We start from the raw sequence: 26,938 nt of genomic DNA, 5'->3' as shown, positions 1-26,938 counted from the left end.
CGCCGCCTTCCGGCAGCGCCGCGCCGGCTGAGGCGGCCGCCTCAGGCCGCCAGGGCGCGCTCGGCGCCGATCAGCGCCAGCCCCTCGGCCACCGAGACGAACTCGCCGCCCTGCGCCACCGCCGCGGCGCCGAAGCGCCGCTCGAACAGCTGGCGCACCGCCGGCACCAGCGAGGTGCCGCCGGTGAGGAACACCTTGTCCACCGCCGACGCCGCCAGCCCGGCATCGGCCAGCGCCTGGTCCACGGCGGCGCCGATGCGGGTCAGCTCGGGGGCGATCCAGCTCTCGAAATCCTCCCGCCGGATGGTCTCCTCCAGCACGAAATCGCCGTGGCGGAAGGACAGCGCGGCGCTGTCGGCGCGCGACAGCGCCGCCTTCACGCCGGAGACGGCCTGGTAGAGCGCGTAGCCCGTCTCGTCCTCCACCAGCCGCATCAGGTGGTGCAGCTTGTCGGGGTGGTCGGCGGCGCGGGCGACCTCGGCGATCTCGCGCATGGTGCGCGGCGCGCGCATCAGCGACAGCCGGTGCCAGCGGGCGAAGCTGGTGTAGAAGCTGGGCGGCACCGGCAGGGCGGTGCCCATCACCCGGTAGCTGTCGCCCTTGCCCAGCCGCGGCGAGACCACATGGTCGATGATGCGGTAGTCGAAGGCGTCGCCGGCGATGCCGAGCCCGGCATGGCCGAGCGCGGTGACGCGGCGTCCCGGCGCCGCGCCAGGGTCGAAGCGCATCAGCGAGAAGTCGCTGGTGCCGCCGCCGAAATCGCCCACCAGCACGGTGGCCGGCCCGTCCAGCGTGGCGGCGAAGCGGTGGCCGGCCGCCTCCGGCTCCAGCGCCAGCACGATGTCGCTCCAGCCGGCGCCGCGGAAGGCGGCGGTCAGGCGGGTGGTGGCCAGGGCGTCGTCCGCCTGCTCGCCGACGAAGCGCACCGGGCGGCCGGCCACCACCCTGGCCCGCGCCAGCGCGGCGCCCTCCGGCGTGCTGCCCAGCAGGGCGCGGAGGAAGAGCGAGATCAGCTCCTCCAGCCCGTAGCTGCGCCCGAAGATGCGGGTCTCCTGGAAGCTGCGGCTGGCCAGGTAGCTTTTCATCGACATGATCAGCCGGCAGCCCAGCGGATCGTCGAGATAAGCCTCGATGGCCAGGGGGCCGGCAGCGTGCTGCAGGCGGCCACGGCTGGGCCCGGTCTCCTCGGCCCAGAAGCAGAGGAGCGAGCGGAAGGTGTCGATCTCGGCTCCGCCCACGGCGTAGCGGACGGTGCCGACGGCCCCATCCTCGCCGCGCAGCGCGATGACGCTGTTGGTGGTGCCGAAATCGAGTCCGATGGTTTCGGCCATGATAGCCTCTCCGCGCTGAGGGGCGCGCGTTAGAGCAGATCGGGCCGGCCGGGAAAACCCGCCCGGCGCGGCGGAGCGGGCTATCCCGGTTTTTTTACGAGTGTCTCGATTTTTGAGATGGCTTTACGCGGCCATCGTCTGTTAACAACTCATCAACAGATCGAGCCGAGGCCCCGCCATGGACAACACCGCCTCCATCCTTGCCTTCCCCGGCCAGCCGCAGGATCGGCTTCGCCTCGCGCTGCGGAAGCTTGAAGCCGCGCTGGCGGAGCAGGCCGAGGCGGTGGCGCTGTTCCGCAGCAACCTGCAGGAACTGAAGAGCGCCACGAACGGCCTGGCCTCGCAGGTCCACCGCTACCACGACACGCTGGGCGAGACGGCGGTGAAGGTGCGCCACGCGCATGAGGCGGCCCGCGCGCTGGAGCGCACCGCCGAGAAGATGGCCGCGCTGGGCTGAGGCCGGGCGGCGGGCGGCGACGGGCCGCCTGCCCCGCCCCGCTTCCCGCCGCGCGGCACGGGGGCTAGCCTTTCCGCACCATTGCCGGGAGGCCGAGCCCATGACCCCGCATCCGCTGATCGCGCAGTTCCGCGCCGCGCGCATCGTGCCCGTGGTGCGCACCAGCACCGCGCAGCACGCCGCCACCGCCTGTGCCTGGCTGCGCGAGGCCGGCATCACCATTTTCGAGATCACCCTCACCATTCCGGACGCGCTCTCGGTGATCCGCGAGCTGGCGGGCGAACCCGGCCTGCTGGTCGGCGCCGGCACGGTGCCCTCCGCCGCGGATGCCGAGGCCTGCATCTCGGCCGGCGCCCGCTTCATCGTCTCGCCCTGGGTGGATGCGTCCCTGGCCGCGCCCTGCCGCGACTCCGGCGCCTGCCTGATGATGGGCGCGCTGACGCCGACCGAGGTGCGCGCGGCGCGCCAGGCCGGGGCGGATGTGGTGAAGATCTTCCCGGCCAGCTCGGTGGGCGGGCCTGCGCACATCAAGTCGCTGCGGGCGGTGTTCCCGACCACCGCCTTCTGCCCCACGGGCGGCGTCGATGCGCGCAATGCCGGCGACTACATCGCCGCCGGCGCGGCCTTTGTCGGCATCGGCGGCAAGCTGGTGGACGAGGCGGCGATCGCCGCCGGCCGGCGCGAGGTGGTGCAGGACGCGGCGCGCGAGGCGCTGGGGATTGCCCAGGCATGAGAAGGCTGGATGTGCTGTGCCTCGGCGAGCCGATGCTGGAATTCAACCAGCTGCCGCCGGACGAGAATGGCCGCGCCCTGTATCTGGAGGGGCATGGCGGCGACACCTCCAACGCCGCCATCGCCGCGGCGCGGGCCGGGGCGCGGGCAGGCTATGTCTCCGCCATCGGGCGGGACGCGCCGGGGCGCAGCTTCCTGGCGCTGTGGGCCGCCGAGGGGGTGGATGCCAGCACGGTGGCCCAGCGCGAGGATGCGCCGACGGGCATCTATTTCGTGACGCATGGCGCGCAGGGGCATGAATTCACCTTCTACCGCGCCGGCAGCGCCGCCAGCCGCATGGCGCCGGCCGACATGCCGGAGGATGCGCTGAAGGCGACGCGCATCCTGCACCTGTCCGGCATCAGCCAGGCGATCTCGGCCAGCGCCTGCGATGCCTGCTTCCATGCCATGGAGCTGGCGCGGGCGGGCGGCGCGATGGTGAGCTACGACACCAATCTGCGCCGCGCGCTCTGGCCGCTGCCGCGGGCGCGGGCGGTGATCCATGCCTCGCTGCGCATGGCCGACATCGCCTTCCCCAGCCATGACGACGCCATGGCGCTGACCGGCCTCGAGGATCCCGATGCCATCGCGGATGTCTATCTGGCGATGGTGCCGCAGGTGATCCTGAAGCTCGGCCGCCAGGGGGTGATGGTGGCGACGCGGGAGGGCCGCACCACCCTGCCCGGCCACAGCGTGAAGGCGGTGGATGCGACGGGTGCCGGCGACACCTTCGCCGGCAATTTCCTGGCCCGGCTGTCCCAGGGCGACAGCCTGGAAGATGCCGCGCGCTACGCCAATGCCGCCGCCGCGCTGGCGACCACGGGCTATGGCGCCGTCGCGCCCATGCCCCGCCCCGAGGCGGTGCGGGCGTTGCTGGCGAACTGAAGGCGGGGTCCGGGGGGACCCTGTCCCCCCGGCCTTCTCTTGCTTACGCCGCGCGCGGCCGCGTGCGCAGCCCTGGCCGCAGGTGCTGGAAGGGCAGCGAGGAGGGATCGGCCAGCACCGGCCCTGGCGCCGCGACGACCAGCACCTGTTCGGCGATGGGCTGGAAATCGGCGCGGAAATGCACGCTGCTCTTCAGCGCCAGGATGTTTTCCTGGGCCGGCTCGATGCCGATATGGCGGAACAGCGCCTGGTCATGCGCCTGCATTTTGCGGCTGACGATGATGATTTTGACCGGCCCGATGGCGATGAGCGCCGAGGGCCCGAGATCGGCCGGGTTGCCGGCGCTCATCGGCCCGGTGCAGGTGAAGCGGCCATCGGTCAGGCGCAGCACCTTCACCCGTGCCTCGAAGGGCACGCCATCCGACTTGCCGCCCAGCTTGAGGTCGAGCTCCGCGCCCTCGCCCGCCGCGTGGCAGGCGGCGGCGCTTTCGGCGTCGTTGATCAGGCCGAGGGTGGCGTCGGCCTGCTGGCGCACCAGCTCGGCCAGCAGGCCGGTGGTGTCGCCATGGCCGCCGCCGCCGGGATTGTCCTGGGTGTCGGCCAGCACCACCGGCTTGGTGGCGGATGCGGCGATCTGCTTTGCCTTCGCCACGCCCTCCGCCGCCGGCAGGGCGCTGCCGGCGAAAAGCGGTTCACGCTCCGCCAGCACCGCCAGCAGGGCGTTGGCGGCCTGGTCGGCGGCGGCCTGGTCCTCGGCGTAGCAGGCGAGCGCCACGCCGCAATCGGCGAAATCGGCATAGGGGAAGCCGAAGCAGAAGCCGAGCTCGGCGACGCCCGGGCGCCGCGCCAGCTCGGCGCGGGTGGCCATGACGCCCTGCATCGGCTCGACCATGGTGCATTGCGTGGTCAGCGGCATCCAGTACTCGGCCTGGCGGAAGGCGCGGGCGAAGGGGGTGCCACGGGCGATGCGGTCGGCCAGAAGCTGCATGGCCTGGGCGCCGGCCGCCTTCATGTCGACATGCGGATAGGTGCGGAAGGGCACCAGCGCGTCCGCCATCTCGACCATTTGCAGGGTCAGGTTGCAATGCGGGTCGAGGCTGGCGGTGATGGGGATGTCGGGCCCGACCACGGCGCGGACGCGGCGCAGCAACTCGCCCTCCGCATCCGGGAAGCCTTCCGCCACCATGGCGCCGTGCAGGTCGAGATAGACGCCATCCAGCTTGCCGGCATCCAGCGCGTCGGCGAGATCGGCGATGATGCAGGCGCTGATGCGCTCGAAGGCCTGTTCGGTCACCGGGCCGGCGGGGTTGGCGAAGCTCCAGGCCAGCGGGACCAGGGTGACGCCCAGCGCCTCGGCGCGCTCGATGGCGCCGGCGGCGGGGACGGAGGTGGGGCGCAGCGTGTCGAGCAGCCCGGCGCCGCGCTGGAAGCCGGGGAAGCCGCCGGGGCTGCGGAACTCCTCCCACCCCGTCGAACGCGGGGCGAAGGAATGGCTCTCATGCAGGAAGCCGCCCAGGGCGATGCGCATCTCTCACTCTCCTCCCGTGGCGCGGCCGGCGGTGGCCAGCACCGCATCGGCCAGCACCACCAGACCGGCCTCGGCCCATTCGGGCGTGATGGCCTCGGCCTCGTTGTGGCTGATGCCCCCTTCGCAGGGGACGAAGATCATCGCCGTCGGCAGGCGGCGGGCGACATAGACGGCGTCATGGCCAATGCCGGTCGGCATCTCCTGGAAGGCCAGGCCACGGCCCCGCGCGGCCTGGCGCAGCGCCTCGACCAGTCCGGGATCGAAGGGCGTCAGCGGGAATTCCCAGAAGGGCTCGACGCGGATGGTGAGGCCGCGCTTCTCCGCCAGCGCGGCGGCGCGCTGTTCCAGGGCGCGTCCCATGGCGGCCAGGGCGTCAGGGTCGCCATGGCGGAAATCGACGCTGAACCAGACCCGGCTGGGCACGACGTTGCGGCTGTCGGGCGTGACCAGCAGCCGGCCCACCGTGCCGCGGCCATCGCCGCCGGCGGCGAGGGCGATCTCCTCTACCGCCTGCACCAGCATGGCGGCGCCGACCATGGCGTCGCGGCGCGGGCCCATGGCGCCGCCGGCGTGGAAATCCTCGCCCTCGACGGTGACGTCGAGCCAGAGCTGGCCGAGGGCGCGATCCACCACACCGACCGGGATGCCGGCGCGTTCCAGCAGCGGGCCCTGCTCGATATGCAGCTCGAAATAGGCGCCGAGGGATTGCAGGGCGGTGGGGTCGGCCTCGCCCCGCCAGCCGATGCGAGACAGTTCCTCGCCGAAGACGGCGCCGGCGGGGTCGGTCTTGGCCAGGACCTCCGCCTCGGTGAAGAGGCCCATGGCGACACCGCTGCCCATCATCGGCGGCGAGAAGCGGGCGCCTTCCTCATTGGTCCAGTTGATGAGGACCACCGGCGCCTCGGTCTCGATGCCCGATTCATGCAGGGCGCGCAGCACCTCGAGCCCCGCCAGCACGCCCAGCACACCATCGAACTTGCCGCCGGTGGGCTGGGTGTCGAGATGGCTGCCCATGGCGATGGCCGGCCGTGCGGGGTCCCTGCCCTCGCGCCGGATCACCATGTTGCCGACGCGGTCGGTGGTGACGCGGCAGCCGATCGCCTCGGCCCAGGATTGCAGCAAAGCGCGGCCCTCGGCGTCGAGATCAGTCAGGGTCTGGCGGTTGCAGCCGCCCTTCGCCGTGCCGCCGATGCGCGCCATCCGCATCAGGCTGTCCCACAGCCTGGCGCCGGAGACGGGGAGGTTGGTGCGGATGCTCATGCCTTCTCCACCCCGCACCATTCGGCCATGGTCAGCGCGATGGTGCGCGTGGTGGCGTGGAAGCTCTCCAGCCCGACGCTTTCGTCGATGCCATGGATGGAATCGGCGTCCGGGCCGAAGCAGGCGACGCGCGTGCTCTGGTAGAGCTCGAAGAAGCGGCCATCGGTGAGGCCGGAGGCCGGGTAGTCGCGCAGCTCGCGGCCATTCGCCTCGGAGAAATGGCGCTGCACCATGCGCACAATCTCCGATTCCTTGTCGAACAGGCAGGGATCGGCCATGAAGCCGGCGAATTCCAGCGCGACCTTGGTGCCGCGCAGCCGCTCATCGCCGGCGGCCTCGGCCACCAGGCGCTCGATATCGGCCTTCACCGCCTTGGCCGTGTTGCCGACCATGATGCCGACGCGCAGCCCGATCTTGGCGCGGGTCGGCACCGAGCTGTTCCACTCGCCGCCCTGCACCGTGCCGAAATTGACGTTGACCGGGTGGTTCACGCCGAAGAAGGAGGAGTGGATGTTCTCCGCCCGGTTCATCTCCGCCTCATAGGCCTTGAAGCGCTGGGAGATGACATAAGCGGCCTCGATGGCGTTCACGCCGGCCTGCATGTCGCGCACATGCACGGGCCGGCCGGTCACCGTCACCCAGGCCCAGATGACGCCGACCTCGGCGGTGTAGAGGCCCTCCACCCCCGGGCCGGGCTCGGGGATGATGACGGCGTCGCATTTCGGCAGGGCCAGCATGCAGGCCAGCGCGCCATTGCCGGTGCATTCCTCCTCGATCACCGACTGGAACTGCACCTCGGCCGCCGGCTGCAGCCCGGCCATTTGCAGCGCGCGGAAGGCCATGACGTTGGAGATGTCGCCCGCCTTCATGTCGCCGGCGCCGCGGCCATACATGCGGCCGTCGCGGATCGAGGGCTCGTAGGGCGGCGTCGCCCAGATCTCGGCCGCGCCCTCGGGCACCACATCGACATGGCCCTGCAGCACCAGGCTGCGGCCCTTCTTCTCGCGCGGGGTGTGGACGGCCACGACATTGTCGCGCCCCTCATAGGAGATGAGCGGCGGCGAGAAGCCGGGATGCGACGCCAATTGCTCCGGCACCGTCGGCACGCGGCGCGGGGCGAGGCCGAGGGCAACGTAGTTCCGCGCCATCTCCTCCAGCGCCGAGGCCTCGTTGCCGAGCGTCGAGGGGCAGCGGACCAGGCGCTCCAGCGCCGCCACGGACTCGCCCTCCAGCGCCGTCACGGCGTCGAGGATAGCGCGGCGGACACCCGGATCGAGAGCAGGCATGGAGTTTCCTTCAGGCAGATTCGGACAGAGCGGGAGGAGTCCACTCCCGTCCGGGGATGCTGTCCAGCAGGGCCCGGGTGTATTCGTGCTTCGGCGCGCCAAACACCTGCGAAGTCGGGCCCTGCTCGACGATGGCGCCGCGCCGCATAACCGCAATGCGATCACAGATCTGCGCCGCCACGCGCAGATCATGGGTGATGAACAGCATGGTCAGGCCGAGGCGCTGGCGGATCTCGGCCAGCAGCTCCAGCACCTGCGCCTGCACCGAGACGTCGAGCGCCGAGACCGGCTCATCGGCGATCAGCAGCTCCGGCTGCATGGCCAGGGCGCGGGCCAGGCCGATGCGCTGGCGCTGGCCGCCGCTGAACTCGTGCGGGTAGCGCTCCATGGCCGAGGGGTCGAGCCGCACCAGGCGCAGCAATTCGCGCGCCCGCTCGCGCGCCTCGGCCACCGGCACGCCATGCGTCACCGGCCCCTCGGTGATCGCGTCGCCCACCTTGCGGCGCGGATTCAGCGAGGCATAGGGGTCCTGGAACACCATCTGGATGCGCCGGCGATAGGGCAGCCAGCCCTGGCGCGACAGCGGCCGCAGATCCTTGCCGTGGAACAGGATTTCTCCCTGTTCGGGTTCGACGAGACGCACAACGCAGCGGGCGAGCGTGGATTTGCCGGAGCCGCTTTCGCCGACCAGCCCCAGCGTCTCGCCCTTGTTCAGGGTGAAGTCGGCGTCGTGGACGGCACGCACCGTGGCGCGCGCGCCGAACCAGCCGCCGCGCTGATAGGTCTTGGTGACGCCTTGCAGCGACAGCACCGGCGCCGGGCGGATCGCCGGGCGATCGGGCGGCGCGCCATGCGGCACGGCGGCGATCAGCGCGCGGGTATAGGGGTGCCGCGGCCGGTTCAGGATCTCGGCCGCCGGCCCCTGCTCGACGATGCGGCCGCGCTGCATCACCGCGACGCGGTCGGCGATCTCCGCCACCACACCGAAATCATGGGTGATGAACATCACCCCCATGCCCTGGCGCGACTGGATCTCGCGGATCAGCCGCAGGATCTGCATCTGCGTGGTGACGTCGAGCGCGGTGGTCGGCTCGTCGGCGATCAGCAGCGCGGGTTCCAGGGCGAGGGCCATGGCGATCATCACGCGCTGCCGCTGCCCACCCGAAAGACGGAAGGGATGCATGCGCGCGATCGCCGCCGGGTCGGGCAGGTTCACCGCCGCCAGCAGCTCCGGCACACGCGCCTTCGCCTCGCTGCCCTTGCCATGCACCTGCAGCGCCTCGGCGATCTGGTCGCCCACCTTCATCAGCGGGTTCAGCGCCGTCATCGGCTCCTGGAACACCATCGCCATGCGGCGGCCGCGGCGGGAGCGCAGCGCCTCGGCCGAGAGGCCGAGGATGTCCTCGCCCTCGAAGGTGATGCGGCCCTGCTTCACCGGCAGGCCCTTCGGCAGCAGCCCCATCACCGTGTTGGCGGTGATCGACTTGCCGGAGCCGCTTTCGCCGACGACGCAGAGAATCTCGCCGGCATCGAGATGCAGCGACAGATCCTCGACGGCATGCGGCCGGTCGGCGCCCGGCGGCAGGGCCACCGTGAGAGAATCGACGGTCAGCAGACGGGTCATGGCTTGCCCCCGCGGTTGCGCGCCAGGCGCGGGTTCAGCGCATCGGACAGCCCCTCGCCCACCAGGTTGAGCGACAGCACGGTGAGGAAGATGGCGATGCCGGGAAACACGCTCATCCACCAGGCGATGCGGATGACGCTGCGGCCCGAGCCGATCAGGAAACCCCAGGACATGGTGTTGGGGTCGCCGAGCCCGAGGAAGGAGAGCGCGCTTTCCAGCAGGATGGCCGAGGCCACCATCAGCGAGGAGAGCACGACGATCGGCGACAGGGCGTTGGGGAGGATGTCGCCCAGCACGATGGAGAGCCGCGACTTGCCCAGCACCTCGGAGGCCTGGACGAATTCGCGCGAGCGCAGCGACAGGAACTCCGCCCGCACCACGCGCGCGACCGGCGGCCAGGAGACGATGGCGATGGCGAAGACGATGGAGCCGAGCGTCGGCGTGAAGATGGCGACGATCAGGATGGCCAGCACGAAGCTCGGGATGGTCTGGAAGAATTCGGTGAAGCGCATCACCAGGTCGTCGGCGAGGCCGCCGAGATAGCCGGCGATGGCGCCCAGGCTGACGCCGATGGCCAGCGCCGCCACGGTCGAGACCGCACCCACGAGCAAAGAGACCCGCGCGCCATGCGCGATGCCGGCGGCGAGGTCGCGGCCCAGACTGTCGGTGCCGAGCAGCATGCCCATCTCGCCCGGCGGCGCGAAGGGCATGCCCGCCATGTCCCAGGGATTGCCGGGAAACAGCAGCGGGGCGGAGGCGGCGATGGCCAGCACCAGCGCCAGGATGACGAGGCCCAGCACGGCGCCGCGGTTGCGCCGGTAGTTGCGCCAGAATTCCCTCATCGGGCGACCTCCACGCGCGGATCGACGATCGCGTAGAGGAGATCGGTGATCAGGTTGAACAGCACGACCATGACGCTGGTGCAGAAGAACACGCCCATCAGCACCTGGTAGTCGCGCGCCAGCAGTGCCTCGAAGGCCAGCCGGCCGATGCCCGGCCAGGCGAAGACCGTCTCCACCAGGATCGAGCCGCCGATCAGCTGCCCGGCCTGGATGCCGGCGAAGGTGATCACCGGCAGCAGCGCGTTGCGCAGGATGTGGCGGCGCAGGATGCGCCCCTCCGGCACGCCCTTGGCGCGCGCCGTCTTGACGAAATCCTGGTCGGCCACCTCCAGCATCGTGGCGCGCGACAGCCGCGCATAGACCGCGACATAGAACAGGCCGAGCGTCAGCCCCGGCAGCACCAGATGCTTCGCCACATCCAGCACCGCGTCGATGCCATGCAGTTCCACACCCACCGAGGCCATGCCGAAGGAGGGCAGCCATTCCAGCGCCACGCTGAACAGCAGCACCAGCATCAGCCCGACCCAGAAGAGCGGCGTGGCGTAGAAGGTGAGCGCCAGGATGGTGATGATGGTGTCACCCCAGCCGCCGACGCGGCGGGCCGCCAGCGCGCCCATGGCGACGCCGGCGGTGATGGCGAAGAGGAAGGCCGCGCCGGTCAGCAGCAGCGTGGCCGGCAGCCGGTCCCACAGCAGCGTCGCGACCGAGACCTGCTGGCGGTGGCTGAAGCCGAGATCGAGCGTCAGCACGCCCTTCAGATAGAGCCAGAGCTGCACGTAGAGCGGCTGGTCCAGCCCGAACTGCGCCCGCAGCTGCTCCAGGAAGCGGGCATCGGCCGCGCCCGACTGCCCGGCGATGATGCTCGCCGGGTCGCCGGGGGCGGCGTGGATCAGGAAGAAATTGCAGACGACGATCGCCAGGATGACGATCGCCGCCTTCACCAGGCGGCCCAGCAGGAAGCGGGGCAGCAGCGACGGCGCCATGCCCGCCGGTCAGGCCAGGAAGACGTCGTCGAAGCTGGCATGCACCCCGGCGCCGGAGGTGATGACGTTGTGCAGCTTCTTGTCATGGATGGTGGGGAAGGACATCTCCATCAGCCAGACCAGCGGCACCTCCTGCACCAGCAGCTTCTGCACGGCGCTGAACGCCTCCTGCCGCTGCTTCGGGTCGGCGGCGTCACGGCCCTGCGTGAACAGCTCGTCCACCCGCGGATTGGCGTAGCCGGCGACGTTGGAGAACAGGATCTTCTTGATGTTGGTCGAGACATAGCTGCGCTCGACGCCGAGCGTCGGGTCGCCATACTGGTAGAGGTAGTTGATGGTGGTATCGAATTCCCAGTTGGCGGTGCGCTGCGCCCAGCTGCCGACATCGACGCTTTCCAGTTGCAGGTCGACGCCCACCTGGCGCAGCGACTGCTTCAGGAACTCGCCGAGGCGGGTGAAGACCTCGCCATAGGGCAGGCTGAGATGCTTGATCGAGAAGCGCACGCCCTGCGCGTTCGGCCGCAGCCCGGCCTCGTCCAGCAGCTTCTTCGCGGCGTCGACATTGTAGGCCGGCATGCGCGCGCTGGCATCGTAGAAGCGCGTGGCGCTGGAGATCGGCCCGGTCGCCGGCTTGCCGATGCCGAACCACAGGCGCTGGGCGATGAAGTCGCGGTTGATGGCGTGCGCCAGCGCCTGGCGCACGCGCACATCGTCGAGCGGCTTCACCCGGTGGTTGAGCTCCAGCCACATCAGCGGGCCGAAATATTCCCAGCCCGTGGTCTGCACCTCCAGATTCGGGCGGGCGCGCATCTGCGGGATGTCGAAGGGCTCGATGTCGTTCGACTGGGTCAGCTGCACCTGGCCCGATTCCAGCGCCAGGCGGCGGCTCTGGCTGTCGGGCACGACGCGGTAGATGATGGCGTCCAGATAGGGCTGGCCCGGCTTCCAGTAATCGGCGAAGCGTTCCAGCCGGATGAAATTGCCGCGCTGCCATTCGACGAATTTGAACGGCCCGGTGCCGACGGGCCGCGACACCGCCGGCGCCTGCCGGTAATCCTGCCCGTCGAACAGGTGCTTCGGCACGATGGCCGAGACGGTGACGTCGAACATCAGCAGGAAGGGCTCGAAGGGCGCGGAGAGCACGAACTTCGCCGTGTGCGGATCGACCGCCACGCCCTCCTTGATGCGGGCGAAGACGCCGCGCGCGCGGGGCGAGACCTCCATGTGGAACTTCATGATCGAGAAGACGACGTCCTCGGCCGTCATCGGCCGCCCGTCATGGAACTTCACGTTCTCCTGCAGGCGGAAGGTGTATTCCAGCCCGTCGGGGCTGATCTCCCAGCTCTTCGCCAGCTCCGGCATCGGGTTCAGCTTCGCGTCGTAGCGCAGCAGGCCCTGGAAGATCTTGCCGCCGACGATCAGCGTCGGCGCCTGGTTGTTGACGCCGACATGCAGCACCGGCGGCTCGGGATTGACGATGGTGGTCAGCGTGCCGCCGCGCTTCGGCTGGATGCCCTGCGCCAGCGCGTCGTCCACGCGCATGAGCAAGGGGGTAGCGGCCGCTGCAGCCAGCAGGCTGCGACGTGAAACGCCCATTTTCGTCTCCCGATGAAACTTCCCTGGAACGAACGCTAGACCTGCGCCGGACGGATCGACAAGGGCACTTGTCGCGCCTAGCCTTTTCCCATGCGAGCCTTTGCCCATCCCGACCAGTCGCGGCACGCGCCGCAATTCTTCCTCCAGCGCGGCCAGGTGCGCCCGCATTTCGAGGTGCCGGCGCGCGCCGAGGCGCTGCTCGGCGCGCTGCACGCGATGCGCCTGGCCGTCGAGACGCCGGCCACCGTGGCGCCCGAGGCGCTGCACGCCGTGCATGATGCGGACTATGTCCGCTTCCTCTCCGAGGCCGCCGCCGAATGGGCGAAGCTGCCGGAGAAGGGGCCGGAGGTGGTGGCGAACATGCACCCCTCGCCCGAGATGCTGGCCCAGGGCGCCACGCTGCCGGCCGCCATGGTCGGCCGCACCGGCTGGTACACCGCCGACACCGCCTGCCCGATCGGGCCGGGCAGCTGGGAATCGATTCTCGGTGCCGCGAGTTGCGCGCTGGCGGCGGCCGATGCCGCGGCCGCGGGCGGCGCGGCCTACGCGCTGTCGCGGCCGCCCGGCCACCATGCCTATGCCGCCCGCGCCGGCGGGCATTGCTATGTCAACAACAGCGCGCTGGCGGTGGAGCGGCTGCGCCAGAAGGGCGCCGCGCGCGTCGCCGTCATCGACATCGACGCGCATCACGGCAACGGCACCCAGGGCATCTTCTGGGAGCGCGGCGACGTGCTGACCATCTCCGTGCATGGCGACCCGGCGGGCTACTACCCCTGGTATGTCGGCTATGCCGGGGAGACCGGCGCCGGCGCGGGCGCGGGCTGCAATGTGAACCTGCCGCTGCCGCTCGGCAGCACCGATGCCGCCTGGCTGGAAGCGGTGGCGCAGGCCGCCGCGCGCGCCCGCGATTTCGGCGCCGAGGCGCTGGTGGTGCCGCTCGGCTTCGATGCCTCGGAGCAGGAGCCGCTGAGCTTCCTGAAGATCACCGAGGACGGCTTCGCCCGCGCCGCCGGGCATCTCTCGGGGCTGGGCCTGCCCACGGTGATCGTGCAGGAGGGCGGCTACAACACCCAGGTCATCGGCACGCTGCTGCGGCGCTTCCTGGAGGCCTGGGGGCGCTAGCCCCCTCGCCTGCCGGTTGAAGGCAGGGTGGCGGAACGATACCGTTCCGTTCCATGAGCATCGCCCGCGTCGCCAGCTTCGCCTTCGCCGGAATCGAGGCCCTGCCGGTCGAGATCCAGGTGCAGATCGCGAGCGGCCTGCCCGCCTTCACCCTGGTCGGCCTGCCCGACAAGGCGGTGGCCGAGAGCCGCGAGCGGGTGCGGGCGGCGCTGAACGGGCTTGGCCTGTCGCTGCCGCCGAAGCGCATCCTGGTCAATCTGGCGCCGGCCGGGCTGCAGAAGGAGGGGCCGCATTTCGACCTGCCCATCGCCCTCGCTTTGCTCGCCGCCATGGACATCGTGCCGCGCGACGAGATGGCGCTGCTGGCGGCGCTGGGCGAGCTGGCGCTGGATGGCGCCATCGGCCCGGTGGCCGGCATCCTGCCGGCGGCGCTGGCGGCGGCGAATCGGGGCCTCGGCCTGGTCTGCCCCGCCGCGCAGGGGGCGGAGGCGCTCTGGGCCGGGCCGCTGGAGGTGGTGGCGGCCGAGAGCCTGCAACAGCTGATCGCGCATCTGACGGGGCGGCAGATCCTCTCTCCGCCGACGGCGCCGGAGCGGGCCGCGGAGGACAGCCAAGGCCCCTGCCTCTCCGATATCCGCGGCCAGGAAAGCGCCAAAAGGGCGCTGGAGATCGCCGCGGCCGGGCAGCACAATTTGCTGCTGGTGGGCCCACCCGGCGCCGGCAAGTCGATGCTGGCGCAGCGCCTGCCCGGCCTGCTGCCCGAGCTGACGCCGCAGGAGGCGCTGGAGCTGAGCCTGGTGCGCAGCGTCGCCGGGCTGATCGAGGCCGGGCGCATCTCGGCGCGGCCCCCGTTCCGCGAGCCGCATCACTCGGCCAGCCAGGCGGCGCTGGTGGGCGGCGGCGGCCGGGCGCGGCCGGGCGAGATCAGCCTGGCGCATCACGGCGTGCTGTTCCTGGACGAGCTGCCGGAATTCGCCCGCCCCGCGCTGGAGGCGCTGCGCCAGCCGCTGGAGAGCGGGCAATGCGTGGTCAGCCGCGCCGCCGCGCATGTCACCTATCCGGCGCGCATCCAGCTGGTGGCGGCGATGAATCCCTGCCGCTGCGGCCATCTGGGCAACGGCGCGCGGGAATGCGGCCAGGCGCCGCGCTGCGGCGAGGCCTATCAGGCCCGCCTCTCCGGCCCGCTGCTGGACCGCATCGACATGACCATCGGCATGGCACCGGTGCGCCCGGCCGAGCTGGCGCGGGCGCCGCGCGGCGAAAGCTCGGCCAGCGTGGCGGCGCGCATCCGCGCGGTGCGGGAGTTCCAGCGCGACCGCGCGGCGGGGGAGCGGCGGCGCAACGCCGACCTGCCGCTGGAGGCGCTGCTGCGCGACACCCTGCCCGAGGCGCTCACCCTGGCCGAGACGGCGGCCGAGCGGCTGGGCCTGTCCAATCGCGGCTTCACCCGCTGCCTGCGGGTGGCGCGCAGCATCGCCGATCTGGCGCAGCAGGCGGGGATCGGCCGGGCGCATGTGGCGGAGGCGCTGACCTACCGCCAGCGCGGCGTGCCGGAGCGGGTGGTCAGCCCCGGCTGAAGCCGTCCGGCCGCCGCGCATGGGCGCGGTGCCGCACCCGCTGGCTGCGCCATTGCAGCCAGGGCGCCACCGCCAGCAGCGGCAGGGTGGCCAGCACGAACAGGCCGAGCCCGGCGCCCACGGCACGGCCGCCCAGCACATAGCCGAGCGCGGCGGCGGACATGCTCAGCCCGTTGCTGCCGGTGCCGAGCAGCCACCACAGCCGCGCCTGCCGGCGCAGCCGGTCCTGCCGCCGGTCATCGGGGCGTTCGGCCGTGTAGGCGCGGCCATCCTCCCCGACCTCATAGAGCCGCCGGGGGTCGAGGGGGAAGAGAGGGCTTGGCCGCGTCAGCGCCGCGTCATGGTGGCGAAGCCGCGCATCCCGCCGCCATTGCGGCGGGCGCGCCACCACAGGCTGCCGAAGGCAACCAACCCGGCCACCAGCGCCACCGGCAGGGCCAGAGCGAAGAAGGCCACCGCGATGCCGGCCACGACGATGCCGGCGGCGACGATGGCCACCAGGGCGGCCACCCCGCCGAGCCGCATCAGCACGCGGTCCAGCCAAGTGGTCGGGCGCGGCGCGGGGTCACGGAATTCGCCTTCCGGGGTCATGTCCAGAACGGGGCGGTCATGCGGGCGCGGGTCCATGCAGGGCAATGTTGTCCCGCGCGCCGCCGGATTCAAGAGTGAAGATTTTTTCATCTGACGACCCGAAGCCGGCGCGCTGCAGGGTCCGCGATTCCGCCGCGCGACGCGGCGCGGGCCGTGGTAAGCCCGCCCGATGGCACGCCCCGCCCTGTCCGCTTTGCTGCTTGGCTTGGCCCTGTGCGGGGCTGTGGCCCCTGCCCTGGCCGAGCCCCCCCGCCGCCCCAGCGCGGCGCAGCTGGAGGCGATCCGCCGCTGGCTCTGCCCGAATGGCGGCTCGCCGGTGAAGGGCGCGCCCGGCCGCTGCGACCGCGGCATCGACCGCACCCCCTGGGACCGCGGCTTGGCGCCGGCGGCGCGCAACGCCACCACCGCCTGCCCGGAGGGCACCCGCCCGGTGCTGGCGCGCGGCCACCGCGACATCGTGCGCTGCCTGCCGGTCTGACGGCACCGCCACCCGCGTCCGGCTAGAGGGCCAGCGCCGCCTCGGCCCGGCGCACCGCCTGCAATGGCAGCGGGGCGCGGCCCACCACTTGGTCGCGCACCACCACCAGCCAGCGATTCTCGGCCACGCTCGGGCGCAGCTCGACCACCCGCGCCTCCTCGTCCAGCGCGACGGCGTGGCGGAGGTGCCAGCGGAACCAGACCGGCCCCCGAACGCGAACGACGCGGGCGATGGGATCGCCCGCGTCGTCACAACCCACCCATTCCAGCGCCCGGTGCGGGTCCGCCGCACCGGGGCCGGGGTCTTCGATGCGGCCGCGCTGCCAGCGGAGCCGCATCGTCGTCCTCAGGCGCTCTTCGCCATGATCTCGTCCGCGACGTTGCGCGGCACCGGATCATAGTGGTGGAAGGACATTGAGAAGGACGCGCGGCCCTTCGTCATGCCACGCAGGTTGGAGATATAGCCGAACATCTCCTTCAGCGGCACATGGGCGCGGACGATGACCGAGGTGCCGGCCATGTCCTGGCTCTGGATGATGCCGCGGCGGCGGTTCAGGTCGCCCACGACGTCACCGACATGGTCCTGCGGGGTGGTCACCTCGACGTCCATGATCGGCTCGAGGATGACCGGGCCGGCCTTCTTCATGCCTTCGCGGAAGCAGGCCTTGGCGGCGATCTCGAAGGCCAGGGCCGAGGAGTCGACGTCGTGGTACTTGCCGTCGGACAGGGTGAACTTGAAGTCCACCGTCGGGAAGCCGGCCAGCACGCCAGTCTCGGCCTGGACCTTGATGCCCTTGTCGACCGCCGGGATGTACTCCTTCGGCACCGTGCCGCCGACGACGGCGTTGACGAACTCGATGCCCTCGTTCCGCTCCTTCGGCTCGAAGGTGATCTTCACCTCGGCGAACTGGCCCGAGCCACCCGACTGCTTCTTGTGGGTGTAGGTCTCGGTGTGCGCCTTGGTGATCGTCTCGCGATAGGCCACCTGCGGCGCGCCGATGTTGGCGTCGACGCCATACTCGCGCTTCAGGCGGTCGATGATGATCTCGAGATGCAGCTCGCCCATGCCGGACAGGATGGTCTGGCCGGTCTCCTGGTCGGTCTTCAGGCGCAGCGAGGGGTCCTCGCCGGCCAGCTTCTGCAGGCCGAGCGTCATCTTCTCGACGCCGTCCTTGGTCTTCGGCTCGACCGAGATGTCGATCACCGGAACCGGGAAGGCCATGCGCTCCAGCACCACCGGGTCGGCGGGGTCGGCCAGGGTGTCACCCGTCAGGGTGTCCTTCAGGCCCACGATCGCCACGATGTCGCCGGCGTAGACTTCCTTCACTTCCTCACGCTTGTCGGCATGCATCTGGAACATGCGGCCGATGCGTTCCTTGTTGCCCTTGGCGGTGTTCAGGACGGTGTCGCCCTGGCGCACCACGCCGGCATAGACGCGGATGAAGGTCAGGTTGCCGTACTTGTCGTTGATCATCTTGAAGGCGAGCGCCGAGAAGGGCGCGGTCTCGCTCACCTCGATGATGCGGCGCGGCGCGTCTTCATCCTGGCCCTCCTCGGGGGCGACCATGATGCCCTCGACCTCGACCGGGCTCGGCAGGTAGTCGCACACGGCGTCCAGCAGCGGCTGCACGCCCTTGTTCTTGAAGGAGGAGCCGCAGACCACCGGGCGGAAGGCGCCGGAGATCGTGCCCTTCTTGATGCACTTCTTCAGGGTCTCGACCGAGACGTCGCCCTTGTCGAAATACTCTTCCATCGCCGCGTCGTCGACCGAGAGCGCGGTGTCGAGCAGCAGCTGGCGGTACTCGGCGGCCTTGTCCTTCAGGTCGTCGGGGATCGGCGCCTCATGGTACTTGGCGCCCAGCTCGTCGCCTTCCCAGATCAGCGACTTCATCTCGACCAGGTCGACGATGCCCTTCAGGCTGTCCTCGATGCCGATCGGCAGCTGCAGGGCGACCCAGGTGATGCCGAGCTTCTCGGTCAGCGTGGCCGCGGCGCGATAGAAATCGGCGCCCGTGCGGTCCAGCTTGTTGATGTAGATGATGCGCGGCACGTTGTAGCGGTCGGCCAGGCGCCAGTTGGTCTCGGACTGCGGCTGCACGCCGGCCACGCCCTCGATCACGAACACCGCGCCATCGAGCACGCGCAGCGAGCGATTGACCTCGATGTTGAAGTCGATATGGCCCGGGGTGTCGATGACGTTGATCCGGTGGCCCTTCCACTCGGCCGTCACGGCGGCGGAGGTGATCGTGATGCCACGCTCACGCTCCTGCTCCATGTAGTCGGTCGTGGTGTTGCCCTCGTGGACCTCACCGATCTTGTGGGACTTGCCGGTGTAATACAGGATCCGCTCGGTCGTCGTCGTCTTGCCGGCGTCGATATGCGCCGTGATGCCGATATTGCGGATCTTATCGAGCGGGGTGCGCGCCACGGGGGCCTCCATACGCGTCGCGGCAGAGGCCGCGCGAACAAATGTTGTGCGGCAGCCGCCGCCCTGACCAATATCACGCGGACGAGCCGCGCGGGAACCAGAACCGTGGCCCGGAGCGCGGCGTCGCGTCCCGCAACCTCGGCAGAGCCTGGCAGAAGCCGGTCCCGGCCCCTGCTGCACTGGGGGCGGCGGCGGGCAGGGAAGCCCCTGCTGCGCCGCTGCCGACAGGCCGAACGGTGTCCCGGAACCGACGGGGCGGCCAATGCCCGGAGCAGCCCGCAGGCCCTCAGGGGCGATTCACCGCACCCACCGTCGGGCCGGCAGATGCACCGGATCGGCCGCCATTGCAAGCGGTAAGAACGCAACGAGCCCGGTTCACGGCCGCCTCAGGTCACCCTTTGTTGCAGAGCAGCGGGCAGCGCCATGTTAAATAAGTGGGCCATGGACACGCGCAGCATGCACGCCGCGATCCGCTTCGGCCTTGGCGCCCGCCCGGACCAGCCCCTGGCGTCCGACCCGCGCGCCGCCCTGCTGGCGGAGCTGCGGCAGCCCGACATCCCGCCCGCCCCGCCCGAGGGCTGGGACCATTCGCCCACCCTGTCGGAGGTGATGGCCGTCTGGGCCGAGGAGGACCGGATGGGCCGCGAGGCGGTGCTCGCCGCCGGCCAGAACGCGCCCCGCGCCAAGCTCTACCGCGCCGAGAACCTGGCCCAGGCGGCGCATTGCCTGACCACCCCGGCCGGCTTCCGCGAGCGGCTGGTGCTGTTCTGGGCCAATCATTTCACGGTCAGCCGGCGCACCGGGGGCGTCTTCCTGCTCACCGGCGAGTATCTGCGCAGCGCCATCCGCCCGCATGTGAATGGCAAGCTGGAAGACATGGTGCTGGCGGCGGAGCGGCACCCGGCCATGCTGCTCTACCTGAACCAGACCAGCTCGATGGGCCCGAACAGCCCGACCGGCCAGCGCAGCGGCCGCGGCCTGAACGAGAATCTGGCGCGCGAGATCCTGGAGTTGCACACCCTCTCCCCCGCCGCCGGCTACACCCAGCGCGACGTGACCCAGTTCGCCCTGCTGCTGACCGGCCTCTCCCTGCTGCGGCGCGGCGAGCAGAGCGGCACCGTCTTCGCCGCCAGCCGGCACGAGCCGGGCGAGAAGCGCATCCTCGGCCAGCGCTTCGGCGAGGGCGAGGCGGAGATCGAGCGCGCGCTGCGCTTCCTGGCCAATCACGAGGCGACGCATCGCCACCTGGCCGAGAAGCTGGTGCGGCATTTCGTCGCCGACGACCCGCCGCCGGCCGCGGTGCGCCGGGTCTTCGCGGCGCTGCGCGACAGCCGCGGCGATCTCGGCCTGGCGACCGCCGCCCTGCTGGAGGCGCCCGAGGCCTGGGAGACGCCGCTGACCAAGCTGCGCGCGCCGCAGGACTTCACCTATGCCGCGCTGCGCGCCCTGGGCGCCGAGGCCCGCCACGCCAACCTGGCCATCGGCACCTGCGCCGCGCTCGGCCAGCCCTACTGGACGGCGCCCTCGCCGAAGGGCTGGCCCGACCGGGCGGAGGAATGGCTCTCCCCCGAGATGCCGCTGCAGCGCATGGAGCGGGCGCATGACATCGCCGGCCGCTTCAGCCGGCACGACCCGGCGCAGCTGGCCGAGGTGGCGCTCGGCCCGCTGGCCCGGCCGCAGACGCTCGACGCCGTGCGCCGCGCCGGCTCGCTGCGCGACGGCATCACCCTTCTCCTGGCCAGCCCGGAGTTCCAGCGCCGATGACCCTGTTCCGCCCCCATCAGCCGAGGATCGGCCGGCGCGGCCTGCTGCTCGGCCTCACCGCCCTGGCCGCCCTCGGCCAGGCCCGGCTGGCGGTCGCCAGCCCCGCCAGCACCGCCGGGCGTGGCGAGGCGCGCCTGGTCGTCGTGCTGCTGCGCGGCGCGCTGGACGGGCTGGCCGTGGTGCAGCCCTATGGCGATGCCGCGCTGCGCGAGCTGCGCGGTCCCCTCGCCTTGCCCGAGCCCGGGCAGGAGGGCGGGCTGCTGGAGCTGGGCGGCTTCTTCGGCCTGCACCCGTCGATGGACAAGGTACACGCCCTGTACCAGCGCAACGAGGCGCTGGTGCTGCACGCGGTCGCCGGCCCCTACCGCACCCGCAGCCATTTCGACGCGCAGGACCTGATGGAGAGCGGCGCCGAGTCCCGCCTTTCCTCCGGCTGGCTGAACCGCGCGCTGCAGGCCATGGCCCCCGACCCCGCGCAGGGCGCGCGGGCCGGGCTGGCGCTGGGCTACGACCTGCCGCTGCTGCTGCGCGGGCCGCGCCCGGTCAGCGTCTACACCCCGCAGCGCGGCGAGGCGCCGCCGGCCGAGCTCTATGCCCGGCTGGCCGATCTGGCGCATGACGACCCGCTGCTGGGCCCCGCCGTGCAGGAGGGGCTGCGCGCGCGCGGCTATGCCAGCGGCGTGCTGGACCAGGATCGCGGCCGCAACGCCTTCCCCGTGCTGGCGGCGACCGCCGGGCGTCTGCTGGCCGAGGCGGATGGTCCCCGCATCGCCGCGCTGGAGCTGGGCGGCTGGGATACGCATTCCTCCCAGTCCAACCGGCTGAGGGGCCAGCTGGGCCAGCTCGATGACGGGCTGGAGGCGCTGCGCAGCGCCGCCGGCCCCGCCTGGCGGCACACCGCCGTGCTGGTGATGACCGAATTCGGCCGCACCGTACGCGTCAACGGCACCGGCGGCACCGACCATGGCACCGGCGGCGCCGCGCTGCTGCTGGGGGGGGCGGTGGCCGGCGGCAAGGTGGTGGCGGACTGGCCCGGCCTCGGCCGCGGCAAGCTGTTCGAGGATCGCGACCTGCAGCCCAGCCTGGATCTGCGCGAGGCGGCCAAGGCGCTGCTGCGCGACCATCTGCGCCTGCCGGACGCGGCGCTGGCCGCCGCCTTCCCCGGCAGCGAGGGCGTGGCGCCGAAGCGCGGCCTGCTGCGCGGCTGACGGCCCGCGCATGAAAAAAGCCCGGCCCCGCGGACGCGGGCCGGGCTTTCGCGGCGTCAGCGGGGCGGCGCCCCGGCGGTCAGTCGTCGCGGTGGACGCGCTCCATGCGCTCATGCCGCTCCTGCGCCTCGATCGACAGGGTGGCGATGGGCCGCGCCTCGAGCCGGCGCAGCCCGATCGGCTCGCCCGTCTCCTCGCAATAGCCGTAGGTGCCGTTCTCGATCCGGTCCAGCGCCTGGTCGATCTTGGAGATCAGCTTGCGGGCGCGGTCGCGGGTGCGCAGCTCCAGCGCCCGGTCGGTCTCGACGCTGGCGCGGTCGGTCATGTCGGCCTCGGCGATGCCGCCCTCGCTCAGGCTGGCCAGGGTGTCACCGGCCTCGCGCAGCAGATCCTGGCGCCAGCGCAGCAATTTCTGGCGGAAATATTCCTGCTGCAGGGGGTTCATGAAGTCTTCGGAATCAGAAGGCCGATAGTCTGGCGGCACCGTGATCAGCATTGTTGTTCGATCCCCCGACCGAAGGAGGTCCGGTTGCGGTTCCGGTCCCCCAGGGCGGCCGGACCATACAGGCGCCGGGGGTGCCAAGCCAAGAGGCAGCTGGACCGGGATTCACATGAAATTTCCATGCCATGCCGATCTCTGCCCGCCCCCTGCGCAGCCTGCCCGCGGGCTGGGCGGCTCAGCGCGAGAGCAGCCAGGCCAGGATGGCGATGGCGGCCAGCCCCAGCAGCACCGCCTTGGCCAGGCTGCCCCAGTCGGAGCGGTCGCTGCCGCCCTCCTCCGGGTGGAAGGCGGGGCGCTGCGGCTTGTGCCACTCGGCCTCGGCCGGCGGCGCGGCATCGGGCGGCGGGAGGGCGGGGTCGGGGCGGGAAGTCGGGCGGTCGCGCGTCTCGGCCATCGGGATTCTCCTGCGGCCGGCGGGCGGCGCGCGCCGGCGGGTGCCGCAGGAGATGGCATGAGCGTGGCCGCCGGCAAGCCCCCTTGCGGGCGGGCGCCGGGTCCGCCAGGGGAAGGGGCGCGTCAGAAGCGCGCCAGCGCCGCGCCCCAGGTCAGCCCGCCGCCGATACCCTCCATCAGCACCAGGTCGCCCCGGGCGATGCGGCCGTCGCGCGTCGCCTCGGCCAGCGCCAGCGGGATCGAGGCGGCGGAGGTGTTGGCATGGCGGTCCACCGCCACCACCACCCGCTCCGGCGGCAGGCCGAGCTTGCGGCCCATGGCGTCGATGATGCGCTGATTGGCCTGGTGCGGCACCAGCCAAGCGACGTCGGACTTGGCCAGGCCGTTGGCGGCCAGCGCCTCGTCCACCACCGAGGCCAGCTTGGACACGGCGTGGCGGAACACCTCGCGCCCGGCCATGCGCAGCAGCCCGCCCTCGACCTGCAGGATGTCGCCATGCCGGCCATCGGCGTGCAGATGGCAGGAGAGCACGCCGCGCCCGGCCTCGCTCTCCTCCGCGGCGCGCAGCACCACGGCGCCGGCGCCGTCGCCGAACAGCACGCAGGTGCCGCGGTCGGTCCAGTCCAGGATGCGGGAGAAGACCTCGGCGCCGATCACCAGCACGCAGCGCGCCTGGCCGGCGCGGATCATCGCATCCGCGACCGAGAGCGCGTAGACGAAGCCGGTGCAGGCGGCGGCGAGGTCGAAGGCGAATCCACGGCTGACGCCGAGCAGCGCCTGCACCCGCGCGGCGGTGGAGGGAAACGGCGCATCCGGCGTGGCGGTGGCGACGATGATGCCGTCCACCGCGCTGGTGTCGAGGCCCGCCTGCTCCAGCGCGGCGCGCGCGGCGGCGGCGCCCATGTCGCTGGCCTTCTCGCCCGGCGCCGCCAGGTGGCGCTGGCGGATGCCGGTGCGCTCGCGGATCCAGGCGTCGGAGGTGTCGAGGCCGTGGCGCGCGGCCAGGCTGTCATTGTCCAGCACCAGCGCGGGCAGGTAGCCGCCGGTGCCGGCGATCAGGGCGCGAGGACTCATGCGGCGTGCTTCCCAATCCCAGACCGGGCCGGCCCTCAGCGGGCGGCGGCGCCGGGTTCGGCCACCACCGGCCGGTTGCGCGGCGGCAGGGCGGCCAGACCTTCACGGATACGCTCGTTGAAGCGATGGGTGACCATGTCCATGGCGACATCCACCGCATGGGCGAAGCCCAGCGCGTCGGTGCCGCCATGGCTCTTCACCACGACGCCGTTCAGCCCGATCAGCACCGCGCCATTGTAGCGGCGCGGATCCATCCATTCGCGCAGCCGGTCGAGCGCCGGGCGCGCCAGCAGGTAGCCGAGCTTGGCCGCCAGCGAGGAGGTGAAGACCTGCTTCAGCAGGCTGCCCACCAGCTTGAAGGCGCCCTCGCCTGTCTTCAGCGCGACATTGCCGGTGAAGCCGTCGGTCACCACCACGTCGACGGTGCCGGCGGTGATGTCGTGGCCCTCGACGAAGCCGTGGAACTGCCCGGCCAGCGGCGATTCGCGCAGCATCTCGGCCGCCTGGCGGACGCGGTCGTCGCCCTTCAGCTCCTCGCTGCCGACATTCAGCAGGCCGATGCTGGGGCTGGTCAGGCCGAGCACGGCGCGGGCGAAGGCATCGCCCATCACCGCGAACTCGACCAGGTTGCGCGGGTCGCAGACGATGTTGGCGCCGAGATCGAGCAGCACGACGTCGCCGCGGGCCGAGGGGCCGATGGCGGCGAGCGCCGGCCGGTCGATTTCCGGCAGCGACTTCACCACGATCTTGCCCAGCGCCATCAGCGCGCCGGTGTTGCCGGCCGAGACCACGCCGGCGGCCTCGCCCCCCGCCACGGCATCGATGGCGATGCGCATGGAGGAGTTGCGGACCCGCAGCGCGGCGGTCGGCTTCATGTCGCCGGGGATCGCCTCGGCGGCATGGCGGATGGTGCAGGCTTTCGCGGCGCGGGGCCGCTTGGCCAGCAGCGCGGTCAGCCGCGCCTCATCCCCCACCAGCAGGAAGCGGGCCTTGGGATGCCGCTCCGCGGCGATCTCAAGCCCGTCGAGCACCGAGTCCGGGGCATGGTCCCCGCCCATGGCGTCGATGGCCAGGGCGAAGCTGCCGGCCACCTGGGGCTCGCGCCCCCCGCCCTGCGGCACTGGGACCTGCGACAAGGTATCGATGTCCTGTCGGCGTTCAGCAGGTGTCAGGTGCGGACCGCGGCCTTCAGGGCCTTGCCGGCCGGGACGATCTCACGGCCGTCATAATGGCCGCAGGACGCGCAGACATGGTGCGGGCGCTTCAGCTCGCCGCAATTCGGGCACTCGTGGTGCGCCTGGGTGGACAGGGCCTCGTGGCTGCGGCGCATCCCGCGGCGGGAGGGCGAAACCTTCTTCTTCGGAACGGCCATGGCGCCGGGCCTCTCTTCTCAAACGTGCTGTGTAGAGTCAGCGGAAATCAAGGAAGGCGGCGCCATTACCACCCCGCCCCCCGGGGTGCAAGCACTACGGCCCCGCCCGGGTGCGAGGCGCGGCCCTGGCGCGGCCGCGATTCAGTCGAGCCGGACGGCGTAGCGGTGCCGCTCGGTGTCGATCATCGACAGCCGCACCTCCACCGCCCGATCGGCAACATCATAGGCGATACGCTGCACCATCAGCAGCGGCGTGCCCTCGGGGCGGCCCAGCGCGGCGGCCGTCTCGGCATCCGCCGGCGCCGCCGACAGCTCCTCCTCGGCGCGCGAGACGGTCACCCCGTGGCTGCGCTGGAACAGCACGTAAAGCTCGGTCGGCAGCTCGCCAGGGGCAAGCGAGAATCCGGGAAAGACGGCGGCGGAGAGGGTGCAGCGCTCGAAGATTCGCGGCGAGCCATCGAGCAGGCGAATCCGCCGCAGCCGGATCACCGGCGCGCCTTCCTCCAGGCCGAGCAGCGCCGCCTCGCCGGATTCGGCCGTGCCGGGGACGCAGGAAACCACCTGGATGCGCGAGACCACGGCGCGGCCGCTGAGGTCGCGCACCCGGAAGAAGGTGTAGCGCGCCGTCTCGCTGGTGTGGCGGGCGACGGTGGTGCCACGCCCCTGGCGGCGGTCGATCAGGTGGCGCTGCTCCAGCGCCGCCAGCGCCTTGCGCACCGTGCCCTGGGAAACCCCGAGTTCGGCGGCGAGCTCCGGCTCCGAGGGCAGCAGATGGCCGGGCGGCCAGTCGCCGCCGACGATCCGCCCGATGAGAATGTCCTCCACCTGGCGGTAGAGCGGGCGGGCGTCCAGTCGCGGCGACGGGGCGGCGGGCATCGGCATGGCGGGCGGGAGACCTCGTGGCGAGATGGGGTGGAAAGACAGGCGTGACGGGTGCGGCGGGTTCGGGAAAGGCTGTGTTCACGATCCGCGTGGCCGGATCAAGGCATCGGTCAAAGACAGACTTGTGTCTTATACAAGACCTGCTAAGGTCGGGTCTCTCGGGATTGCTCTGCAGGCCGAGTTTGGGGAGGAAGTCCCGAAAAGGGACACAGAAAGCGTGACGACGGCGCCCGGCCATGCCAGGGCGCCGTCCGCGATTCCGGCCCTCTCCCCGCCTCCGGCCTGTGGCTTGGCTTCATCGCCCCGTCATCTTTCGCGAAAGCTTCGCGCAAGGCCCCTGCCCGCCTGTCCGTCCCACGGCTAAGCCTTGCCACCGGGGCAGGCGAAGGGAGCGGCGCATGCGGGGTGGTGACAAGGCAGGGGATGAGCCCCCCTTCGGCGAGGCGATGCGGCTGTGGTGGCGAATCGGCTGCCTCTCCTTCGGCGGGCCGGCGGCGCAGATCGCGCTGATGCACCGCGCCGTGGTCGAGGAGAAGCGCTGGGTCGGCGAGGCCCGGTTCCTGCACGCGCTCAATTTCTGCATGCTGCTGCCGGGGCCGGAGGCGCAGCAGCTGGCCACCTATCTCGGCTGGCTGATGCATGGCGTGCGCGGCGGGCTGGTGGCCGGGCTGTTCTTCATCCTGCCCGGCGTGGCGGTGATGCTGGCGCTCTCCCTGCTCTATGCCGGATTCGGCCAGGTGCCGCTGGTCGCCGCGCTGTTCTTCGGCCTGCAATGCGCCGTGCTGGCGCTGGTGGTGGAGGCGCTGGCCAAGGTCGCCCGCCGCGCCCTGCACGGGGCGCTGGCCTGGGCGCTGGCGCTGGCCGCCTTCCTGGCGCTGTTCGCGCTGCAACTGCCCTTTCCCCTGGTGGTGCTGGGCGCGGCGCTGGTGGGTTTCGCCGCGCCCGGCGCGTTGCAGCGCGCCCCCGCCGCCGGCGGCCCGGCCGA

General features: G+C 71.7%; 27 protein-coding genes. 9 read left to right on the top strand and 18 right to left on the bottom strand.

Annotated features, from left to right (window positions below; all coding sequences use genetic code 11):
* Window positions 1–41 precede the first annotated feature (41 nt).
* The gene (locus HMPREF0731_RS00670; protein ID WP_007002042.1) at window positions 42–1,331 is read right to left on the bottom strand and encodes an Hsp70 family protein; all 1,290 of its coding nucleotides are present in this window, start codon (window positions 1,329–1,331) and stop codon (window positions 42–44) included.
* A gap of 178 nt (window positions 1,332–1,509) precedes the next feature.
* Between HMPREF0731_RS00670 and HMPREF0731_RS00665 the strand changes: the two genes are divergently transcribed.
* From HMPREF0731_RS00665 to HMPREF0731_RS00655, 3 genes are all read left to right on the top strand, one after another.
* On the top strand, window positions 1,510–1,788 hold the full coding sequence (locus tag HMPREF0731_RS00665; RefSeq protein WP_007002041.1) for a hypothetical protein: 279 nt from the start codon (window positions 1,510–1,512) through the stop codon (window positions 1,786–1,788).
* A gap of 100 nt (window positions 1,789–1,888) precedes the next feature.
* On the top strand, window positions 1,889–2,521 hold the full coding sequence (locus HMPREF0731_RS00660) for a bifunctional 4-hydroxy-2-oxoglutarate aldolase/2-dehydro-3-deoxy-phosphogluconate aldolase (protein WP_007002040.1): 633 nt from the start codon (window positions 1,889–1,891) through the stop codon (window positions 2,519–2,521).
* Window positions 2,518–3,444 (top strand): sugar kinase, encoded by a 927-nt coding sequence (locus HMPREF0731_RS00655; protein WP_007002039.1) that lies wholly within the window; start codon window positions 2,518–2,520, stop codon window positions 3,442–3,444. Before HMPREF0731_RS00660 ends, HMPREF0731_RS00655 begins: the two co-directional genes overlap by 4 nt.
* 43 nt (window positions 3,445–3,487) lie before the next feature.
* Here the strand turns inward: HMPREF0731_RS00655 and HMPREF0731_RS00650 are convergent, their stop codons facing one another.
* From HMPREF0731_RS00650 to HMPREF0731_RS00620, 7 genes are read right to left on the bottom strand one after another with little or no spacing between them, the layout of a single operon-like run.
* Window positions 3,488–4,972: a M81 family metallopeptidase gene (locus tag HMPREF0731_RS00650; RefSeq protein ID WP_007002038.1), complete on the bottom strand. Its 1,485-nt coding sequence runs from the start codon at window positions 4,970–4,972 to the stop codon at window positions 3,488–3,490.
* A gap of 3 nt (window positions 4,973–4,975) precedes the next feature.
* Window positions 4,976–6,232: a Zn-dependent hydrolase gene (locus tag HMPREF0731_RS00645; protein ID WP_007002037.1), complete on the bottom strand. Its 1,257-nt coding sequence runs from the start codon at window positions 6,230–6,232 to the stop codon at window positions 4,976–4,978.
* Entirely contained in the window at window positions 6,229–7,518 is a 1,290-nt protein-coding gene (locus HMPREF0731_RS00640; RefSeq protein WP_007002036.1) for an ArgE/DapE family deacylase, read from the bottom strand. The genes HMPREF0731_RS00645 and HMPREF0731_RS00640 overlap by 4 nt, the downstream gene beginning before the upstream one ends.
* A 10-nt stretch (window positions 7,519–7,528) precedes the next feature.
* Complete coding sequence (locus HMPREF0731_RS00635; RefSeq protein WP_007002035.1) at window positions 7,529–9,142, bottom strand: ABC transporter ATP-binding protein; 1,614 nt, start codon at window positions 9,140–9,142, stop codon at window positions 7,529–7,531.
* Window positions 9,139–9,984 carry an ABC transporter permease gene (locus HMPREF0731_RS00630; RefSeq protein ID WP_007002034.1) on the bottom strand — a complete coding sequence of 282 codons (846 nt, stop codon included), beginning with the start codon at window positions 9,982–9,984 and terminating at the stop codon, window positions 9,139–9,141. Before HMPREF0731_RS00630 ends, HMPREF0731_RS00635 begins: the two co-directional genes overlap by 4 nt.
* On the bottom strand, window positions 9,981–10,967 hold the full coding sequence (locus HMPREF0731_RS00625) for an ABC transporter permease (RefSeq protein ID WP_007002033.1): 987 nt from the start codon (window positions 10,965–10,967) through the stop codon (window positions 9,981–9,983). The genes HMPREF0731_RS00630 and HMPREF0731_RS00625 overlap by 4 nt, the downstream gene beginning before the upstream one ends.
* Window positions 10,968–10,976: 9 nt before the next feature.
* A complete protein-coding gene (locus HMPREF0731_RS00620) occupies window positions 10,977–12,509 on the bottom strand; it encodes an ABC transporter substrate-binding protein (RefSeq protein ID WP_007002032.1) in 1,533 nt (510 codons plus the stop codon).
* Between the two features lie 144 nt (window positions 12,510–12,653).
* Between HMPREF0731_RS00620 and HMPREF0731_RS00615 the strand changes: the two genes are divergently transcribed.
* Window positions 12,654–13,685 (top strand): histone deacetylase family protein, encoded by a 1,032-nt coding sequence (locus HMPREF0731_RS00615; RefSeq protein WP_007002031.1) that lies wholly within the window; start codon window positions 12,654–12,656, stop codon window positions 13,683–13,685.
* A 53-nt stretch (window positions 13,686–13,738) separates the two neighbouring features.
* Window positions 13,739–15,262: a YifB family Mg chelatase-like AAA ATPase gene (locus HMPREF0731_RS00610; protein WP_007002030.1), complete on the top strand. Its 1,524-nt coding sequence runs from the start codon at window positions 13,739–13,741 to the stop codon at window positions 15,260–15,262.
* Here HMPREF0731_RS00610 and HMPREF0731_RS00605 read toward each other — a convergent pair.
* The gene (locus HMPREF0731_RS00605; RefSeq protein ID WP_040611807.1) at window positions 15,249–15,650 is read right to left on the bottom strand and encodes a hypothetical protein; all 402 of its coding nucleotides are present in this window, start codon (window positions 15,648–15,650) and stop codon (window positions 15,249–15,251) included. The two genes, HMPREF0731_RS00610 and HMPREF0731_RS00605, sit on opposite strands and share 14 nt — an antisense overlap.
* Window positions 15,590–15,889 carry a hypothetical protein gene (locus tag HMPREF0731_RS00600; RefSeq protein ID WP_007002028.1) on the bottom strand — a complete coding sequence of 100 codons (300 nt, stop codon included), beginning with the start codon at window positions 15,887–15,889 and terminating at the stop codon, window positions 15,590–15,592. The genes HMPREF0731_RS00605 and HMPREF0731_RS00600 overlap by 61 nt, the downstream gene beginning before the upstream one ends.
* A 187-nt stretch (window positions 15,890–16,076) precedes the next feature.
* On the opposite strand from HMPREF0731_RS00600, the gene HMPREF0731_RS00595 reads away from it, so the two are divergent.
* Window positions 16,077–16,331, top strand: coding sequence for a hypothetical protein (locus HMPREF0731_RS00595; RefSeq protein WP_211207873.1), 255 nt, complete (start codon window positions 16,077–16,079; stop codon window positions 16,329–16,331).
* A 22-nt stretch (window positions 16,332–16,353) separates the two neighbouring features.
* On the opposite strand, the gene HMPREF0731_RS00590 is transcribed toward HMPREF0731_RS00595, so the two are convergent.
* Window positions 16,354–16,668, bottom strand: a complete 315-nt coding sequence (locus HMPREF0731_RS00590; RefSeq protein ID WP_007002026.1) for a hypothetical protein — start codon at window positions 16,666–16,668, stop codon at window positions 16,354–16,356.
* Between the two features lie 8 nt (window positions 16,669–16,676).
* Window positions 16,677–18,770, bottom strand: coding sequence for an elongation factor G (fusA, locus tag HMPREF0731_RS00585; protein WP_007002025.1), 2,094 nt, complete (start codon window positions 18,768–18,770; stop codon window positions 16,677–16,679).
* A 429-nt stretch (window positions 18,771–19,199) separates the two neighbouring features.
* Between fusA and HMPREF0731_RS00580 the strand changes: the two genes are divergently transcribed.
* Both HMPREF0731_RS00580 and HMPREF0731_RS00575 read left to right on the top strand, forming a co-directional pair.
* Window positions 19,200–20,522, top strand: coding sequence for a DUF1800 domain-containing protein (locus HMPREF0731_RS00580; protein WP_007002024.1), 1,323 nt, complete (start codon window positions 19,200–19,202; stop codon window positions 20,520–20,522).
* Complete coding sequence (locus HMPREF0731_RS00575; RefSeq protein WP_007002023.1) at window positions 20,519–21,730, top strand: DUF1501 domain-containing protein; 1,212 nt, start codon at window positions 20,519–20,521, stop codon at window positions 21,728–21,730. The genes HMPREF0731_RS00580 and HMPREF0731_RS00575 overlap by 4 nt, the downstream gene beginning before the upstream one ends.
* Before the next feature lie 79 nt (window positions 21,731–21,809).
* Here the strand turns inward: HMPREF0731_RS00575 and dksA are convergent, their stop codons facing one another.
* From dksA to HMPREF0731_RS00545, 6 genes are all read right to left on the bottom strand, one after another.
* Window positions 21,810–22,223, bottom strand: coding sequence for an RNA polymerase-binding protein DksA (gene dksA / locus HMPREF0731_RS00570; RefSeq protein WP_211207894.1), 414 nt, complete (start codon window positions 22,221–22,223; stop codon window positions 21,810–21,812).
* 184 nt (window positions 22,224–22,407) lie between these two features.
* Window positions 22,408–22,626 (bottom strand): hypothetical protein, encoded by a 219-nt coding sequence (locus HMPREF0731_RS00565; protein WP_007002021.1) that lies wholly within the window; start codon window positions 22,624–22,626, stop codon window positions 22,408–22,410.
* A gap of 122 nt (window positions 22,627–22,748) precedes the next feature.
* Window positions 22,749–23,699, bottom strand: coding sequence for a beta-ketoacyl-ACP synthase III (locus HMPREF0731_RS00560; RefSeq protein WP_007002020.1), 951 nt, complete (start codon window positions 23,697–23,699; stop codon window positions 22,749–22,751).
* 35 nt (window positions 23,700–23,734) lie between these two features.
* On the bottom strand, window positions 23,735–24,835 hold the full coding sequence (gene plsX, locus HMPREF0731_RS00555; protein WP_281015335.1) for a phosphate acyltransferase PlsX: 1,101 nt from the start codon (window positions 24,833–24,835) through the stop codon (window positions 23,735–23,737).
* Window positions 24,836–24,867: 32 nt separating this feature from the next.
* On the bottom strand, window positions 24,868–25,071 hold the full coding sequence (gene rpmF / locus HMPREF0731_RS00550) for a 50S ribosomal protein L32 (protein ID WP_007002018.1): 204 nt from the start codon (window positions 25,069–25,071) through the stop codon (window positions 24,868–24,870).
* A gap of 141 nt (window positions 25,072–25,212) precedes the next feature.
* On the bottom strand, window positions 25,213–25,953 hold the full coding sequence (locus tag HMPREF0731_RS00545) for a GntR family transcriptional regulator (protein ID WP_007002017.1): 741 nt from the start codon (window positions 25,951–25,953) through the stop codon (window positions 25,213–25,215).
* A 398-nt stretch (window positions 25,954–26,351) separates the two neighbouring features.
* Between HMPREF0731_RS00545 and HMPREF0731_RS00540 the strand changes: the two genes are divergently transcribed.
* On the top strand, window positions 26,352–26,938 hold a 587-nt coding region (locus tag HMPREF0731_RS00540), incomplete at its 3' end, for a chromate transporter (RefSeq protein WP_007002016.1).

It is taken from the genome of Pseudoroseomonas cervicalis ATCC 49957 (genome assembly GCF_000164635.1).
GTDB lineage: Bacteria > Pseudomonadota > Alphaproteobacteria > Acetobacterales > Acetobacteraceae > Pseudoroseomonas > Pseudoroseomonas cervicalis.
This window is presented reverse-complemented; position numbering and strand designations above follow the sequence as displayed.

Bases quoted from the DNA above. Each gene is read 5' to 3' on its own strand.
- rpmF (WP_007002018.1), bottom strand. From the start codon at position 25,071: ATGGCCGTTCCGAAGAAGAAGGTTTCGCCCTCCCGCCGCGGGATGCGC.
- HMPREF0731_RS00580 (WP_007002024.1), top strand. From the start codon at position 19,200: ATGGACACGCGCAGCATGCACGCCGCGATCCGCTTCGGCCTTGGCGCC.
- HMPREF0731_RS00615 (WP_007002031.1), top strand. From the start codon at position 12,654: ATGCGAGCCTTTGCCCATCCCGACCAGTCGCGGCACGCGCCGCAATTC.
- HMPREF0731_RS00655 (WP_007002039.1), top strand. From the start codon at position 2,518: ATGAGAAGGCTGGATGTGCTGTGCCTCGGCGAGCCGATGCTGGAATTC.
- HMPREF0731_RS00560 (WP_007002020.1), bottom strand. From the start codon at position 23,699: ATGAGTCCTCGCGCCCTGATCGCCGGCACCGGCGGCTACCTGCCCGCG.
- HMPREF0731_RS00600 (WP_007002028.1), bottom strand. From the start codon at position 15,889: ATGGACCCGCGCCCGCATGACCGCCCCGTTCTGGACATGACCCCGGAA.
- HMPREF0731_RS00670 (WP_007002042.1), bottom strand. From the start codon at position 1,331: ATGGCCGAAACCATCGGACTCGATTTCGGCACCACCAACAGCGTCATC.
- HMPREF0731_RS00650 (WP_007002038.1), bottom strand. From the start codon at position 4,972: ATGCGCATCGCCCTGGGCGGCTTCCTGCATGAGAGCCATTCCTTCGCC.
- HMPREF0731_RS00545 (WP_007002017.1), bottom strand. From the start codon at position 25,953: ATGCCGATGCCCGCCGCCCCGTCGCCGCGACTGGACGCCCGCCCGCTC.
- HMPREF0731_RS00610 (WP_007002030.1), top strand. From the start codon at position 13,739: ATGAGCATCGCCCGCGTCGCCAGCTTCGCCTTCGCCGGAATCGAGGCC.
- HMPREF0731_RS00565 (WP_007002021.1), bottom strand. From the start codon at position 22,626: ATGGCCGAGACGCGCGACCGCCCGACTTCCCGCCCCGACCCCGCCCTC.
- HMPREF0731_RS00625 (WP_007002033.1), bottom strand. From the start codon at position 10,967: ATGGCGCCGTCGCTGCTGCCCCGCTTCCTGCTGGGCCGCCTGGTGAAG.
- HMPREF0731_RS00590 (WP_007002026.1), bottom strand. From the start codon at position 16,668: ATGCGGCTCCGCTGGCAGCGCGGCCGCATCGAAGACCCCGGCCCCGGT.
- HMPREF0731_RS00665 (WP_007002041.1), top strand. From the start codon at position 1,510: ATGGACAACACCGCCTCCATCCTTGCCTTCCCCGGCCAGCCGCAGGAT.
- HMPREF0731_RS00640 (WP_007002036.1), bottom strand. From the start codon at position 7,518: ATGCCTGCTCTCGATCCGGGTGTCCGCCGCGCTATCCTCGACGCCGTG.
- HMPREF0731_RS00630 (WP_007002034.1), bottom strand. From the start codon at position 9,984: ATGAGGGAATTCTGGCGCAACTACCGGCGCAACCGCGGCGCCGTGCTG.
- fusA (WP_007002025.1), bottom strand. From the start codon at position 18,770: ATGGAGGCCCCCGTGGCGCGCACCCCGCTCGATAAGATCCGCAATATC.
- HMPREF0731_RS00645 (WP_007002037.1), bottom strand. From the start codon at position 6,232: ATGAGCATCCGCACCAACCTCCCCGTCTCCGGCGCCAGGCTGTGGGAC.
- HMPREF0731_RS00575 (WP_007002023.1), top strand. From the start codon at position 20,519: ATGACCCTGTTCCGCCCCCATCAGCCGAGGATCGGCCGGCGCGGCCTG.
- HMPREF0731_RS00660 (WP_007002040.1), top strand. From the start codon at position 1,889: ATGACCCCGCATCCGCTGATCGCGCAGTTCCGCGCCGCGCGCATCGTG.
- HMPREF0731_RS00635 (WP_007002035.1), bottom strand. From the start codon at position 9,142: ATGACCCGTCTGCTGACCGTCGATTCTCTCACGGTGGCCCTGCCGCCG.
- HMPREF0731_RS00620 (WP_007002032.1), bottom strand. From the start codon at position 12,509: ATGCGCGTGGACGACGCGCTGGCGCAGGGCATCCAGCCGAAGCGCGGC.